The organism is Actinoplanes sichuanensis (assembly GCF_033097365.1).
GTDB classification, from domain to species: domain Bacteria; phylum Actinomycetota; class Actinomycetes; order Mycobacteriales; family Micromonosporaceae; genus Actinoplanes; species Actinoplanes sichuanensis.
This window is the reverse complement of the sequence record NZ_AP028461.1, coordinates 5,963,569-5,977,136: the sequence shown is the minus strand read 5'-3', so window position 1 is coordinate 5,977,136 and position 13,568 is coordinate 5,963,569. Positions and strand designations below refer to the sequence as shown.

The following is a 13,568-nucleotide window of genomic DNA, read 5'->3' as shown; positions in this document are numbered from 1 at the left end:
TGCGTGCGTCAGGCCGATGGCAGTGCGGGTGTGCCACCCTCCAGATCGTGCAGCTGCCGGACCACGTGGTCGCCCAGTGCCGACCGGTAGTCCTGGGCCAGCTCGTCCAGCCGCTCGATCTCGGCCACCATGGCGGCCCGGTCGCGGGCCACCTCGTCCAACGCCTCGGCGTGCTGCCGCCGTGCGTCGGACTCGATCGTGTCCGCCGTCCGGATCGCGTCCCCGGTCAGCTGATCGGCCTGGGCGCGGGCACTGACCAGCAGGTCGTCCGACTCGCGCTGGGCGTCCCGGACGTGCTCGTCGGCGGTCCGGTGGGCCATCCGCAACACCCGGTCGTCGATCGCGCCACCCGGCCGGGGCTGCGCGGCCGACCGCACCTCGTCGTGCGCCCGCTCCAACTGGACCTGCATCTCCCGGGCCTCATGCTCGGCCCGGGCCAGGCCCTCCCGCATGAACTGCAGGTGGGCGGTCAGCTCGGCCACCTCGGCGGTCAGCGCCGCCGGATCGGCCATCCCGCCGCCCGCGTCACGCAGCCGGGCGGTCAGCGCCCCGTTCTCGTCGAGCAGGCGCAGCATCTCCTGGCTCGCTTCCTCGAGGAGGGCATCGACCTCCTCCTCGTCGTAGCCGCGCTTGCCGATCGGCGGCTTCTTGAAGTCCACGTTGTGGATGTCTGCGGGAGTGATCGGCATCCCTACCTCGCTTCCCGGCGTCCCTGACTACAGCACAACGCCCGTCCTCGACTACAGCACCGGCGCCCGTCCCGACGCCGGTCTCGACTTCGCTCACACCCGTCCCGGACGTCGGTGCCGACCGCACCGGCACCCGGCCCCGACATCGGCGCCAACTGCACCAACGCCCGGAGGGCCGGTTACGGCACGGCGGCCCGAAAGGTCCGGCGTGGACGTGCGCTGGCGAATCGTAACCGGCGGTGCCGAATCCGGCAGGCGTAAGCGCGCCGCGATCACCCCCGCGCGCGGGGAAAAGCGCAGGTCGACGGCGTGTGTGGCGGATACCTGACGGATGGCCGTAACCGGGGTAGCGCGGGCCGGAGGCATAATCGCTTCTCATGAGCGATGCCTTGATCAACAGCCTGGTGGCCGCCGTCGAGGCGCGACCCGACGATCTGACGCTCCGGCTGCACCTGGCCGAGCTTCTGGTCGCGGCCGGCCGGGGCCCGGAGGCGATCGGGCACGCCGCTCAGATCCTGGCCCGCGAGCCCGGCCACGCGGCGGCGCAACAGCTCATGGCACGCGCCCTCGGCGGCGGCGCGTCCGACGGCGGTTCCGGCTCGGCGGGTGCTTCCGGTTCGGGTGACGGGCTCGCTGATGGCGGTTCCGGCTCGGGTGGCGAGGGCGATGAGTCCGGTCCGGGTGGTGGCGGGGGTGCTCCGGCCGTACCGCCGCCGGGTGTTGATCTTGGAAAGAATGATCGGGCCGGGATCGACTGGGCGGCGATGGAGGAGCAGTTCGGTGATGTGGTGCCGCCGCGGTTCGCGCGGGCCGACGGTGAGCCGGACCCGGTGCGCGGACATGCCGACCGGGCGTTCGACGTCGAGCGGTCCACCGTGACGCTCGCCGACGTGGGCGGGATGACCGAGGTGAAGAAGCGGCTCGAGGTGTCGTTCCTCGGGCCGCTGCGCAATCCGAAGCTGCGCACCCTGTTCGGTAAGAGCCTGCGCGGCGGGCTGCTGCTCTACGGGCCGCCCGGATGCGGCAAGACGTTCCTGGCCCGGGCGGTCGCCGGGGAGATGGGCGCCGCGTTCATCTCGTTGTCGATCACCGATGTGCTGAACATGTGGATCGGCAGCTCCGAACGCAACCTGCACGACCTGTTCGAGTCGGCCCGCGGACACGCACCGTGTGTGCTGTTCCTCGACGAGATCGACGCACTGGGTCACAAGCGCAGTCAACTGCAGTCCTCGATGCGGACCGTGGTGAATCAGCTGTTGACCGAACTCGACGGTGTGGACGGCGGTAACGACGGCGTGTTCGTGCTCGCCGCGACCAACGCCCCGTGGGATGTCGACTCGGCGTTGCGCCGCCCCGGTCGTCTGGACCGGACCGTGCTCGTGTTGCCGCCGGACGCACCGGCCCGGGCCGCGATCCTGGAGTACCACCTGCGGGACCGGCCGGTCGCCGGCATCGATCTGGACGCGGTCGCGGCGGCCACCGAGCACTACTCCGGCGCGGATCTGGCGCACCTGTGCGAGACCGCCGCCGAGTACGCGATGCGCGACTCGATCGACACCGGCGAGATTCGCATGATCAACCAGGGCGACATGCTGGCCGCGGCCCGCGAGGTGCGGCCGTCCACCGACGCGTGGTTCGCCACCGCCCGCAATGTGGCGATGTTCGCCAACGAGAGCGGCGCCTACGACGACCTGGCCGCCTACCTGAAGAAGCGCAAGATCCGATGAACGCGGCCGCGTCCGCCGGGTCGGTCGTCGAGTTCGGAAAGCGCACCCTCCGATGAACGCCGCCGCGCGGGCCCGGGCGCTCGCCGGTGTCGGCCGTCTGGCGCAGGCCGAGACCGCGGTCCGTGAGGGACTGGCCGAGACGCCCGCCGACGCCGAGCTGCTCGGTCTGCTCGCCGGTCTGCGGCGGCTTCAGGGGCACTACGCGGACGCTCTGGAGTTCGCCGACGCCGCGGTGACCGCCGCGCCCGGCCAGTCGGTCGTGCACATCGAACGCGCCGAGTGCCTGCTGCTGCTGGCCCGCAACGACGAGGCGGAGACCGCGGCCCGGGAGGCGGTGCGGCTGGCTCCGGACCGGCCGGAACCGCACCGGGCGCTGGCTCGCTGCCTGGTGCTGCGCCGAGCGTTCGACGAGGCCCGCGCGGCGGCCGGCCGGGCGGTGGCGATCGCCCCGCACTCGGTGCCGGACCTGCTGACGCTGGCCGAGGTGGAACGCGACGCCGGTGATCGGGACGCCGCCCGTACGGCCGCGGCCCGGGCGCTGGCCGAGGACCCGGAGGACGCCGAGGGCCGGTGGATGATCGCCCTGCTGGACGCCGAGAGACTGCGGGTCCGCGATGCGATGCGGGGTCTGCGTGAACTGGCTTCCGACCATCCCGACCGGTACGGCGCCGCCGCCCTCAGCTGGCCGATCCGAGGCCTGCTGGCCGGTCTGCGGCGCGGTCTGCCGGTCGGTCTCCCGATGGTGATCGTGCCGGCCCTGGCCGACCGTCTGTGGGATCCGGCGTCGCTGCTGGCCCGCGGCGCGGCGTTGGTGATGGCGCTGGTCACGGTCGGTCTGGCGGTGCGGGTGCTGCTGCCCGCGGGCCGCCTGCCGTGGCTGTGTGTCGGCCTGCTGCCGACCCGGACGCGCCGGGCGATCGGGGCCGGTCTGCTCGCCGCGAGCGGTTCGGTCCATCTTCTTCTCTGGTACGCCGTGAGCCCGCACTGGCTGACGGCGGCCCTGGCGGTGGTCGCCGTGGCGGCGCTGCTGACGGCCGGCGCCGTGGAGCGTAGGTGAACAGCGGGTTACCTCACTCTTTTTGATATGAATCTTGCACAAACTGCAAGATCGGCGGATGCTATGCCCCTTGATCGACAGGGGGCGCCATGGCGAGCGATGCACGAAGGTTGTCCGCGCTACGGGAACCAGCCCTGATCGCCGCCCTGTTCCTGGTCTACAAGGTGGCCCGGGTCGCCGCCAACGGCCACGTGGACGAGGCGTTCCGCAACGCGCGGGCGGTCTGGGACGCCGAACGGTGGCTGCGCCTGCCCGGTGAACTGGCCGTTCAGCAGTCCCTGCTCGGCTGGAACGGCCTGATCGAGGCGGCGAACAGCTATTACGCGTACGTCCACTTCCCGGCCACCGCGGCCTGCCTGATCTGGCTCTTCCGGTGGCGCCCGGCCCACTACCGGTGGACGCGCAACGTCATCGTGCTGCTGACCGCGGGTGCTCTGGCCGTACATTTCCTGATGCCGCTGGCGCCACCGCGAATGCTGACCGATACCGGAATGCTGGATCTCGGCCGTCTCTACGGCCCGGCCGTCTACGGCCCGCCGGAGACCGACCAGCTCGCCAACCAGTACGCCGCCATGCCCTCGCTGCACGTCGGCTGGGCGCTGCTCGTCGCGATCGCCCTGATCACCGCCACCACGAACCGGTACCGGGCACTGTGGCTGCTGCACCCGGCGATCACGCTGCTGGTGGTGGTCGCCACCGGCAACCACTACTGGCTCGACGCCGTGGCCGCGGCCGTCCTGCTCGCCGTCGCCTGCACCGTGCTGCGTCATCAGCGCCCGCTGCCCGTTCCGGCCGGTCCGCTCCCGCTCGCGGCCGTCGGGTAGGTTGATCCACCGTGATCGACACCCCGGCGCCGTCGCGCTCCTGGCGGCTGCCCGCCCTGATCGCCGGGCTCTCCATGCTGGCCGGCTCCGCGCTGACCGTGGCGGTCCTGCTGCTCGGCGGCTGGCGGCATGTGCCGGTCCAGCGCTTCGACATGACGGTCGTGCTCAAGAAGGAGGCCACCGCGCAGCAGCGGGACGCATTGGGCGCGGCCCTGCGTGCGGCCTTCCCCGGCGAGGCGCTGCGGGTCCGGACCAAGGAGGAGATCTTCGAGGCGTTCCGCACGTGGATGGTCGGCGAGACCGGGGAACTACCCGCCTCGGAGACCGCCGACGCCATGCAGGAGCAGTTGATCATCTCCACCAGCGGCCGCAGCCTCGACTGCGACGCGCTGAAGGGCATCAGCGACGACACCGCGGTGGACCGGCTGGACATCACCCGGACCGACACCGGCACCGGTCGGGAATCGGGGTACAGCTGCTGATGAGCGTCGTGGAACAGACCGAACCGGTACCCGTCCCACGGCGGGCCGGCCGGGCGCGTCTCGTGTTCGCCGGGGCCTTCGCTCTGCTCGGTGTCGTCATCACGATGGCCGTGCTCCTGCTCACCGGCTGGCGGTACGTGCCCGTCCACCGCTACGAGGTCGCCGTCCACTTCGAGAAGGCGGCGACCCCGGAGCACTGGGACGCCGTCCGCGCCGATCTGGACGGACTGCCGCACGACGAGGACGTCCGGGTGCGCACCGAGGAGGAGGCCCTGGCGCGTCTCACCGAGATCTACGCCGCGGACGGCGATCCCGTGCCCGACTCGGTGACCCGCGAGTCGGTGCCGCGGTCGTTGTTGCTCGTCACCTCCGGCCGCAGTTTCGACTGCGAGCCGTTCGCCGGCCTGAAGAAGAGCCCGGGTGTAGCCGATCTCGTGGTCGCCGAGTTCTCCGGCGACGGCCGCCTCCAGTCCGTGTTCGAGTGCTGAGATGACTCTTCGGGCCGTCGTCTTCGACCTCGACGACACCCTCGTCGACCAGGTGACCGCCTCCGGGGCGGCGGTCGTCGCCTGGGCCGAGGGGCTCGGGGTCACCGGCCCGGATGTGCCGGCCCGCTGGGCGGCGGTGTCCGAACGGCACTACGCCCGCTACCAGAGACGTGAGATCACCTTCACCGGGCAGCGCCGGGAGCGGGTCCGCTCCTTCCTGGCCGCCGAGTTGACCGACGCCGAGGCGGACCGGCTGTTCGCCGGCTATCTGGAACGCTACGAGGCGGGCTGGACCGTCTTCGGCGACGCGGTGCCCGCGCTGCGCCGGGTGCGGGCCGCCGGGCTGACCGCGGCCGTGCTGACCAACGGCGACGAGGGCCAGCAGCGCCGCAAGATCGACCGGCTGGGCCTGACCCCGGAGATCGATCTGATGGTGGCGTCGTCGAACCTGCCGGCCGGCAAACCGGACCCGCGCGCCTACACGCACACCCTCGACCTGCTGGGCCTGGCCGCCGCCGAGGTGCTGATGGTCGGCGACTCCCTGGACAAGGACGTCGACGGCGCCCTGGCCGTCGGCCTGCCCGCGGTCCTGCTCGACCGTTTCGACGCCCACCCCACCGCGGACGTACGCCGGATCCGCACCCTGGACGAGTTGACGTTCTGACCTAGGTTGCACGGGTGTGCGACTCGACTGGCCCGACTGCGTCAACGCCCGTGACCTCGGTGGCACCCCGGCCCGGGGTGGCCGCATCCGCGACAACGCCCTGATCCGCTCGGACAGCCACGCGCTGCTGACCCCGGCCGCGGTCGCCGTGTTCCGGGAGCGGCCACCGGCCCTGATCCTGGATCTGCGCTGGCCGCGCGAGTGCGTCGCGGCCCCGAGCCCGTTCGCCGCCGACGGGTTCTACCGCAACCTGCCGCTGCTGTCCGATCCGCTCGGCTACGACCCGCCCGACCACACCTACGCGCCGATGCTCGACCACAACGGGGCACGGGTGGCCGAGGCCGTCCAGGAGATCGCCGCCGCCCCGCCCGGCGCCGTGATCATCCACTGTCACGGCGGCCGGGACCGGACCGGACTGCTGGCCGCCGTCCTGCTCGGCGTCGCCGGGGTGGCGCCGGACGACATCGCCGCCGACTACGCGGCGACCCCGGGCACCGAGGCCGCGGCGATGAGCCACACCCTCGAACATGCGCGGAGCAGGTACGGCGGCATCGAGCCGTACCTGCTGGGTCATGGGGTGACCGCGGCCGAGATCGACGCCGTCCGGAGCCGTCTGCTGGGGTGAGAAATGCGAACTGCCGCGCCGGGGAGAGCCGGCGCGGCAGTTCAGGATGGAGCTTGTTACTTGGCGGCGGCCGCCTTGTACAGGGCCTCCGGGGTGACGGCGCCGGCGAGGACCCGGCCGTCGTCGGTCAGCAGGACGGTGAACAGCGAGCCCGACAGCAGCTTGCCGCTGCCCCAGGCACCGCTCACCGGCTGGAGCGTGCCGAGGAAGTCCTCGGCCAGCTTCGAGGCGTCGGCCGCCTCGGCGCCCTGCTCGCCGGCCTTGCCGGTGAGCTCCCCGAGCTCCTTGGCGGTCGGCCCCTTGGCGACGGCGATGCTGGTCCAGCCCTCGCCGACGACCTTGAAGTCGCCCTTCTCAGCGGCGGCCTCGGCGGCTGCCTTCTCCGCTTCGGCGGCCTTCTTGTGCGCCTCCTGGCCGCCGTCCTTCAGCGCGTCCTCCGGAATGTTCTCCTCGGAGATCTTCGCGCCGGCCGGCGGGTTGAACGCGAACTGCTGGTCGTCCGGAACAGCGAAGTTGATCTGCTCGAACGCCACCCGGATCGCCGGCTTGGTGGTGTTCTTCGCGTAGACGTCGACGCGCAGCGGGATGTGCTCCTTCGCGTCGATCGCCAGCCGCACCTGACCGACCAGCGACTCGGTGTCACGCGGGCTGATCACCAGCTCGTACGCGTCCCGCCCGGCCACCTCGGCGGCACCCGTCGTCTCGACCTTGGTGCTGTCGTCGATCGCGGCCAGCGCCGCGTCGGCCGCCTGCTGCGGGGTGAGCGAGCTCGACGGAGCCGCCTCGGCGGTGGCCGCGCCGGCCGGCACCTTCAGGTGCGTGCCGGAGTTCTCCTTGCTGTCCCAGATCCACACGTCGGAGCCGTTGCGGATCACGTCGGTCTGGCTGTTCGTACCGAGCAGCGAGAACCGCATCTTCTCCTCACCGGCGTACCACAGGCGAGCGGTGTTGCTGCCGGCGATCAGGCTGGTCAGGTTGCCGCTGCCGCCGCTCACGTTCCCGAGCAGCCCCGCGATGCCCGGCAGACCCAGATCGGCGCTCTGCACCACGGTGCCGGAGAAGCCCGACGGGTCTGCGCTCTGCAGATCGACGAGCAGTTGAGCGGCGCTACGGTCCGGCAGTGCCGGATCCGCGTTCGCCACGATGGTTCCGGCCGCTGCGCCACCCCCGATGACCAGTACCGCCGCCGCCGACGGGACCAACCAGCGCAGTGCCGGCCTGGACCTCAATGCAGACACGATGTCCACCTCCCGAATCTCGTGGAACCCACTCTGCCCGCGGGCCGCTGTGATCCGGCTGAGAAGGTCCCCTAGGGGTTGGTCGGCCGATAGGTTCATATCCGACAAAGGAGACTTTGATGGATAGCTACGAGGGACGGCCGTTGCCCCGGCCCGGCGAGGACGTCTACGACCAGGGCCTGGCCTTCGACCTGGGCACCATGCGGCGACGGCAGGTGCTGCGGGTGTTCGGGCTCGGCGCGATCGCCGCCGGCCTGGCCGGATGCGGCGCGGAGGAGACCGCCACCACCGAGAAGACGGTGCTCGGCGAGATCCCGAACGAGACCGCCGGGCCGTACCCGGGGGACGGGTCGAACGGGCCGAACGTGCTCACCGAGAGCGGCGTGGTCCGCAGCGACATCACGTCCAGCTTCGGCACCGCCACCGGCACGGCCCAGGGCGTGCCGATCACTCTCACGCTCAGTCTCAAGGACCTGGCCAACGCCGGGGCGGCCTTCGCGGGGGTGGCCGTCTACGTCTGGCATTGTGACCGGGCCGGGGCCTACTCGCTCTACTCGACCGGCGTCACCGGGGAGAACTACCTGCGCGGTGTGCAGATCGCCGACGACGCCGGCGAGGTGAAGTTCACCAGCATCTTCCCGGCCTGCTACACCGGGCGCTGGCCGCACATCCACTTCGAGGTCTACCCGGACCAGGCGAGCATCGTCGACGCGTCCAAGGCGATCGCCACCTCCCAGGTCGCGCTGCCCAAGGAGACCTGCGACGAGGCCTACCAGCAGACCGGGTACGAGGCGTCGGTCACCAACCTCGCCCAGGTATCCCTGGACAGCGACAACGTGTTCGGCGAGGACTCCGGCGCACTGCAGTCGGCGACCGTCACCGGCAGCCCGATGAGCGGCTACGCGGTGACCCTCGAGGTGGGCGTGGACACCACGACGACACCGACCGGCGGGCAGCTCAGCGGGGACGGAACACCGTCGGGCGCACCCGGCGCTCCACCGTCGGGCGGGATGGGCGGTCCGCCGCCCTCCGGTGGGCCGGGTGGTCCGGGCGGCCCGCCGCCGAGCCGCTGAGAGATCGCTGAGAGCTGCTCCGGGAAACGGGCGCCCACGTGGCAGGGTATTGGTGTGCGGGTGCTGGTGGTGGAGGACGAGGCGCGGCTCGCCGCTGCGCTGCGACGGGGCCTGCAGGCCGAGGGTTTCGCGGTGGACGTCGCCGCCGACGGCCAGGACGGCTTGGAGATGGCCCGGCACGGCGGCTACGACGCGATGATCCTCGACGTGATGCTGCCGCGCCTGTCCGGCTACCGGGTGGTGCGGCAGCTGCGCGCCGAACGGCACTGGCTGCCGGTGTTGATGCTCAGCGCCAAGGACGGCGAGTACGACCAGGCCGACGGCCTCGACTGCGGTGCCGACGACTATCTGACCAAACCCTTCTCGTACGTCGTGCTCCTCGCCCGGCTCCGTGCCCTGCTGCGTCGCGGCGCCCAGGCCCGCCCGGTGGTGCTCGCGTTCGGTGACGTCGAGTTGGATCCGGCGGAACGCCGGGTCCTGGTCGGCGGCGCCGAGGTCACCCTGACCACCCGCGAGTTCGCGCTGCTGGAGTATCTGATGCGCCGGCCCGGCCAGGTCGTCTCCAAGACCGAGCTGCTCGACCACGTGTGGGACGCCGCCCTGGACACCGCGCCGAACGCCGTCGAGGTGTACGTCGGCTACCTGCGCCGCAAGATCGGCCGCGACCGGCTCGAGACGGTGCGTGGCGCCGGCTACCGGCTGGCGGTCGTCGAGCCGGGCACCCCGGTCGGCTAGATGCGCCGGATCAGGGAGCTCAGCCTGCGGGCCCGGCTGCTGCTCGTGTCGGCGACCGGGATGACACTCGGTCTGGCCGCCGGTGGGGTGCTGCTCACCGTGGTCCTCGGTTACGCGCAGATCCGTTCGGTGCACAGCGACGCGATGAGCACCGCCCGTGGCGTGGCCGCCCTCGTCGAGCAGAGTTCGCTGCCCAACCCGATTCCGGTCAGCCCCGGTGTGCAGGTGCAGGTGATCGACGAGAACGGATCGATCCAGGCGGTGTCGGCCACCGCCGATCGGCTGGTGCCGATGCTCTACTCCGACGAGATGGCCCGCCTCGACGACGGCGACAGCCGCACCATCCCGGGCGAGCGGATCGGTGTCCGCGGCGACGTGCACGTCGTCCAGGTCACCGCCGGTCCGCCGACCTCGCCACTGCGGATCCTGGTGGCCCGGCCCACCGGGCAGATCACCCAGAGCGTGCACATCCTCAAGATCACCCTGTTGATCCTGTATCCGCTGCTGGTGGCGCTCCTCGCGGCCGGGCTGTGGCGGGCGCTCGGAGCGGCCCTGCGGCCGGTCGACGCGCTCCGGTCGGGAGCCGAGGAGATCACCGGCGGGACCAGGGCCGGGCGGTTGCCCGTACCGGACTCGAAGGACGAGGTGCACCGTCTCGCGGTGACCCTGAACGACATGCTGCACCGGCTGGATGCCGCCCGCGCGCGTCAGCGCGCCTTCGTCGCCGACGCCGCCCACGAGCTGCGCAGCCCGCTGACCAACATGCGCACCGAGTTGGAGGTGGCGCAGCGCCTACCGGACGACACCGACTGGCCGGAACTCGCCGACGACCTGCTCGCCGACGTGCAGCGACTGTCCCGGCTGGTCGACGACCTGCTGCTGCTGGCCCGCTCGGACGAGGGCGTGCCCAGCGCGAGGCTCGAGGAGATCGACCTGGCCCAGTTCGTCGGGGAGGCCGCCGAACGCTACCCGGACGTCGGTTTCGACGACCCGGGCAAGCCGTTGCCGCTGCTCGCGGAGCCGGACGCGCTGGCCCGGGTGGTGACCAACCTGCTCGACAACGCGGTCCGGCACAAGCGTTCCCGGGTCACCGTGTCGGCCGCCGAGGACGGTCCGCAGCTGGTCCTGGTGATCACCGACGACGGCCCCGGCATTCCGGAGCCGGATCGGGAACGGGTCTTTCAACGGTTCACCCGCCTCGACGACGCCCGGGCCCGCGATGCGGGCGGTTCCGGCCTCGGCCTCGCCATCGTCCGCGAGCTGGTGCGCCGGCATCGCGGTTCGGTCACCCTGGGCGACAATCACCCAGGGCTTCGAGTGGAGGTACGGCTACCGAAGTCGTGACCACGACGGCGGAAGCAGGACATAGTCGTGGTGCTCGCTCAGACCGGCGATGTGGTAGCCGCGGTCCAGCAGTGACCGTAGGCGGTCACGCACGCTCAGGCGCTCCCGCCGGGCGCGGGCCGGGTCGCTGCGCTGGAGCGCGGTGATGTCGGCCGGGATCGGGATCAGCTCGGCCCCGGGTTCGATCGACGCGTACCGCCCGACGGCGGTGGCCGTGAGGTCCCAGTCCACGGTGAACCGGTCCGTGGTCTGATCGGTGTTGGTGCCGTCGTCGAGCCGGCCGTAGAAGTCCGCTTCGAACGAGGTGACCGTCGCGCCGATCTTGCACAGGTTGAAATAGGCGTTGCGGGCCACCAGCGGATCGAAGGTCCAGCGCATCCTGCGTAGACCGCGGTCGAGCGCCCAGCGGCGCTGGTGCAGCCGGATCGCCGTCCCGACCCCCAGCCCCTGCCTGGTGCGGGCGACGCCGGTGATGTCCACATACATGTGGTCCGGCGGGCCGGACGGGCCGAGCCCGGCCCAGCCCACGGCACAGCCGACCATGCCGGTGCCGTCGAAGGCGCCCGCCACATAGTTGCCGGAGTGGCTGAGCGAGCGCAGTGTCGTCGTGCTGATCACCGAGAGTCTCTCGGCCTCGGTGCGGGCCTGCCACACGGACCGGAGCAACTCGGCGGCGGCGTCGAGGTGCGCCGGAGTGTGCAGCAACACCACATTCACACCGGTGCCTCCCCGGGCGGAGGCCGTGAACGCCGGCACCCTAGATCCCGGCCTGGTTTTCCCGAACGGCGGCGAGCCTGTCCAGCTCGCGGAGCACCTCCAGCAGGTGCACCGATGCCGTGCCGGGTTGTGTCCGCAACATCTGACGGGCCCGGCTCAGGTTGATGGACTGCCGGTTGAGACTGTCGCGTAGGGCCGGACCCCCTTCGCCGGAGCCGCGCAGCTGTTCCCGGGCGAACACGTTCTGGGCCTCGGCGAGCAACTCGGCGGCCAGGGCGGCGAGGGCCGGACCTGGTGGCGGGTCGCTCCTGATCAGTTCGGCTGCGACGCCCATGCACCGCACCACACGAAGGGTGTGGTACCAGCTCGGCTCGTCACGGTGGATGAGGCTCGGGAAGACGTTCGCCGGATCGTCCCACAGGTCGGCGCCCCGCCCGTGGCGCAGCCGGCGACGTTTCAGGTGCTCCCAGACGTCGTCGGCCAGCGCGATCAGCCGCGCCCGCTCCGGCGAGTCGTTGACCTGGGCGGCGAGAGCGAGCGCCCGGCCGAACACCAGGCTGGACAGCTCGCCGAGACGCCGGCCGACCCGCGGTGCGTCCGGGCCGACCAGGGTCGCGCCGCCCAGATGGACCCACCGGCCCGGTTGGTGCAGGTCGAGGGCCGGATCGTTGGCCAGTGGCCGGCGGCGGATGCGGCCACGGTCGGCCAGGTCCTCCAGCACCCGGCCGACGCGGGTCAGATCGGCCTGCGGCGCGTTGCGGTCGCCGAGCGCGTGCCGGACCAGCGACAGCACCAGGAGGCTGTAGTAGTCGCTCTCCGCCTCGGCGGTGGTCCGCCACGGGAGCTCCTCGACCGGCCATCGCTGCTCGCCCATGGTGGCGATGGTCGACCAGTACCTCTGGGCCAGCTCCCACTGGAGCTTGAGGGTGTTGCTCAGGGCACGCTGCTCCTCGGTGAGGAGGCCCTCCAGCCGGGTCTCCTCGGCGAGCAGGTCGCGGATGCCGTCGACCGCCACCACGGTGAAGTAGAGATAGGGGACCGGTTCGGCGTAACCGGGCTGCGTCTTCACCATGTCCGCGCCCTGCACGACGCCCCACGACCAGCCGCACTCGAACAGCTTGTTCGGACTGAGCCTCAGGTCCTCGACCTGCTCGGCGTTGACACCGAGCTCGGAGAGGCCGGCCTCGACGGTGGTCAGAGCCTCCCGGATCCGCCTGACCACGTTCGGAAGGTTCAAGCCGGGGTAGACGTTCTCCCGCAGGGCCCGCCCCTCCGGACTGTTCGACTCGAAGACGCTGACGGTGAAACTCCGCTGCAGGCCGGCCATGGCCGCGGTGAGCCTCTTCTGGGTGGCGATCTCGACCCGTGCGATCTCCTCCAGATGGTTTCCGCGCTGCACCTGCCGGCGGTAGCCGCGGAGAAAGCGCAGCGCCGACAGGCAGAGCGCGATCGAGGTGGCGAAGGAGTCCACCACCTCCAGTCGGAGCTGCTCCGGGGTGGGCTCCGCCTCGTCGCCGGGCGCGGTGGTGAGGTAGTTGCCGGCGGCGAACGTGGGCAGTCCGGTCTCCGGATCGGAGTGCCGCGTCATGAATTCGCCGAGCAGACCGACGACGCGTTGCGAAATCTCGACCGGGCTGCCGAATCCGGCGAGTGCCGTGCGGACCCCGGCCTCGGTCTGGTCAGGACGGTCGTAGCGGATATCGGGCAGTTTCAGCGGCGGCAGCAGCAGGCAGAGGAGCAACTCGGCGTCGCTGATGGAGTTGCTGCCATCGCGGTCCGCCCAACGAAACGAATCAGCGGGTCCGCACCACTCGGTGATCGCCTTCCACACCGACAGCAGTTCCTGGCGTGGTTGAAGTCTCATGGTGCCCCTCCGCATCGACGGGGTTACTTCTCGTGTAACCG

General features: G+C 71.4%; 14 protein-coding genes. 10 read left to right on the top strand and 4 right to left on the bottom strand.

The annotated features are described in order from the left end of the window. Positions 1-8: 8 nt before the first annotated feature. Positions 9-689 carry a DivIVA domain-containing protein gene (locus tag Q0Z83_RS27570; RefSeq protein ID WP_317796908.1) on the bottom strand — a complete coding sequence of 227 codons (681 nt, stop codon included), beginning with the start codon at positions 687-689 and terminating at the stop codon, positions 9-11. Between the two features lie 377 nt (positions 690-1,066). Between Q0Z83_RS27570 and Q0Z83_RS27565 the strand changes: the two genes are divergently transcribed. From Q0Z83_RS27565 to Q0Z83_RS27535, 7 genes are all read left to right on the top strand, one after another. Next, on the top strand, positions 1,067-2,416 hold the full coding sequence (locus Q0Z83_RS27565) for an ATP-binding protein (protein ID WP_317796907.1): 1,350 nt from the start codon (positions 1,067-1,069) through the stop codon (positions 2,414-2,416). A gap of 52 nt (positions 2,417-2,468) precedes the next feature. Beyond that, positions 2,469-3,473, top strand: a complete 1,005-nt coding sequence (locus Q0Z83_RS27560) for a tetratricopeptide repeat protein (protein ID WP_317796906.1) — start codon at positions 2,469-2,471, stop codon at positions 3,471-3,473. Between the two features lie 89 nt (positions 3,474-3,562). Then, complete coding sequence (locus Q0Z83_RS27555; RefSeq protein WP_317796905.1) at positions 3,563-4,297, top strand: phosphatase PAP2 family protein; 735 nt, start codon at positions 3,563-3,565, stop codon at positions 4,295-4,297. Positions 4,298-4,308: 11 nt separating this feature from the next. Further along, positions 4,309-4,779 carry a hypothetical protein gene (locus tag Q0Z83_RS27550; protein WP_317796904.1) on the top strand — a complete coding sequence of 157 codons (471 nt, stop codon included), beginning with the start codon at positions 4,309-4,311 and terminating at the stop codon, positions 4,777-4,779. Continuing rightward, complete coding sequence (locus Q0Z83_RS27545) at positions 4,779-5,267, top strand: permease-like cell division protein FtsX (RefSeq protein ID WP_317796903.1); 489 nt, start codon at positions 4,779-4,781, stop codon at positions 5,265-5,267. Before Q0Z83_RS27550 ends, Q0Z83_RS27545 begins: the two co-directional genes overlap by 1 nt. A 1-nt stretch (position 5,268) precedes the next feature. After that, positions 5,269-5,931 carry an HAD family hydrolase gene (locus Q0Z83_RS27540; RefSeq protein ID WP_317796902.1) on the top strand — a complete coding sequence of 221 codons (663 nt, stop codon included), beginning with the start codon at positions 5,269-5,271 and terminating at the stop codon, positions 5,929-5,931. Positions 5,932-5,947: 16 nt separating this feature from the next. Then, entirely contained in the window at positions 5,948-6,556 is a 609-nt protein-coding gene (locus Q0Z83_RS27535) for a tyrosine-protein phosphatase (RefSeq protein ID WP_317796901.1), read from the top strand. A 56-nt stretch (positions 6,557-6,612) separates the two neighbouring features. On the opposite strand, the gene Q0Z83_RS27530 is transcribed toward Q0Z83_RS27535, so the two are convergent. Continuing rightward, a complete protein-coding gene (locus tag Q0Z83_RS27530) occupies positions 6,613-7,794 on the bottom strand; it encodes a LolA family protein (RefSeq protein ID WP_317796900.1) in 1,182 nt (393 codons plus the stop codon). Positions 7,795-7,913: 119 nt separating this feature from the next. Between Q0Z83_RS27530 and Q0Z83_RS27525 the strand changes: the two genes are divergently transcribed. Genes Q0Z83_RS27525 through Q0Z83_RS27515 form a run of 3 tightly spaced genes read left to right on the top strand, consistent with a single transcriptional unit; the run spans position 7,914 to position 10,946 of the window. Beyond that, positions 7,914-8,867 carry a dioxygenase family protein gene (locus tag Q0Z83_RS27525; RefSeq protein WP_317796899.1) on the top strand — a complete coding sequence of 318 codons (954 nt, stop codon included), beginning with the start codon at positions 7,914-7,916 and terminating at the stop codon, positions 8,865-8,867. A gap of 54 nt (positions 8,868-8,921) precedes the next feature. Next, positions 8,922-9,602, top strand: coding sequence for a response regulator transcription factor (locus Q0Z83_RS27520; RefSeq protein ID WP_109596522.1), 681 nt, complete (start codon positions 8,922-8,924; stop codon positions 9,600-9,602). Between the two features lie 39 nt (positions 9,603-9,641). Next, positions 9,642-10,946, top strand: a complete 1,305-nt coding sequence (locus tag Q0Z83_RS27515; protein WP_378079221.1) for a sensor histidine kinase — start codon at positions 9,642-9,644, stop codon at positions 10,944-10,946. Here the strand turns inward: Q0Z83_RS27515 and Q0Z83_RS27510 are convergent. Both Q0Z83_RS27510 and Q0Z83_RS27505 read right to left on the bottom strand, forming a co-directional pair. Continuing rightward, positions 10,932-11,663 (bottom strand): GNAT family N-acetyltransferase, encoded by a 732-nt coding sequence (locus tag Q0Z83_RS27510; protein ID WP_317796897.1) that lies wholly within the window; start codon positions 11,661-11,663, stop codon positions 10,932-10,934. The genes Q0Z83_RS27515 and Q0Z83_RS27510 overlap by 15 nt on opposite strands. A 40-nt stretch (positions 11,664-11,703) precedes the next feature. After that, complete coding sequence (locus tag Q0Z83_RS27505; protein WP_317796896.1) at positions 11,704-13,527, bottom strand: SCO2524 family protein; 1,824 nt, start codon at positions 13,525-13,527, stop codon at positions 11,704-11,706. Between the last annotated feature and the right edge of the window lie 41 nt (positions 13,528-13,568).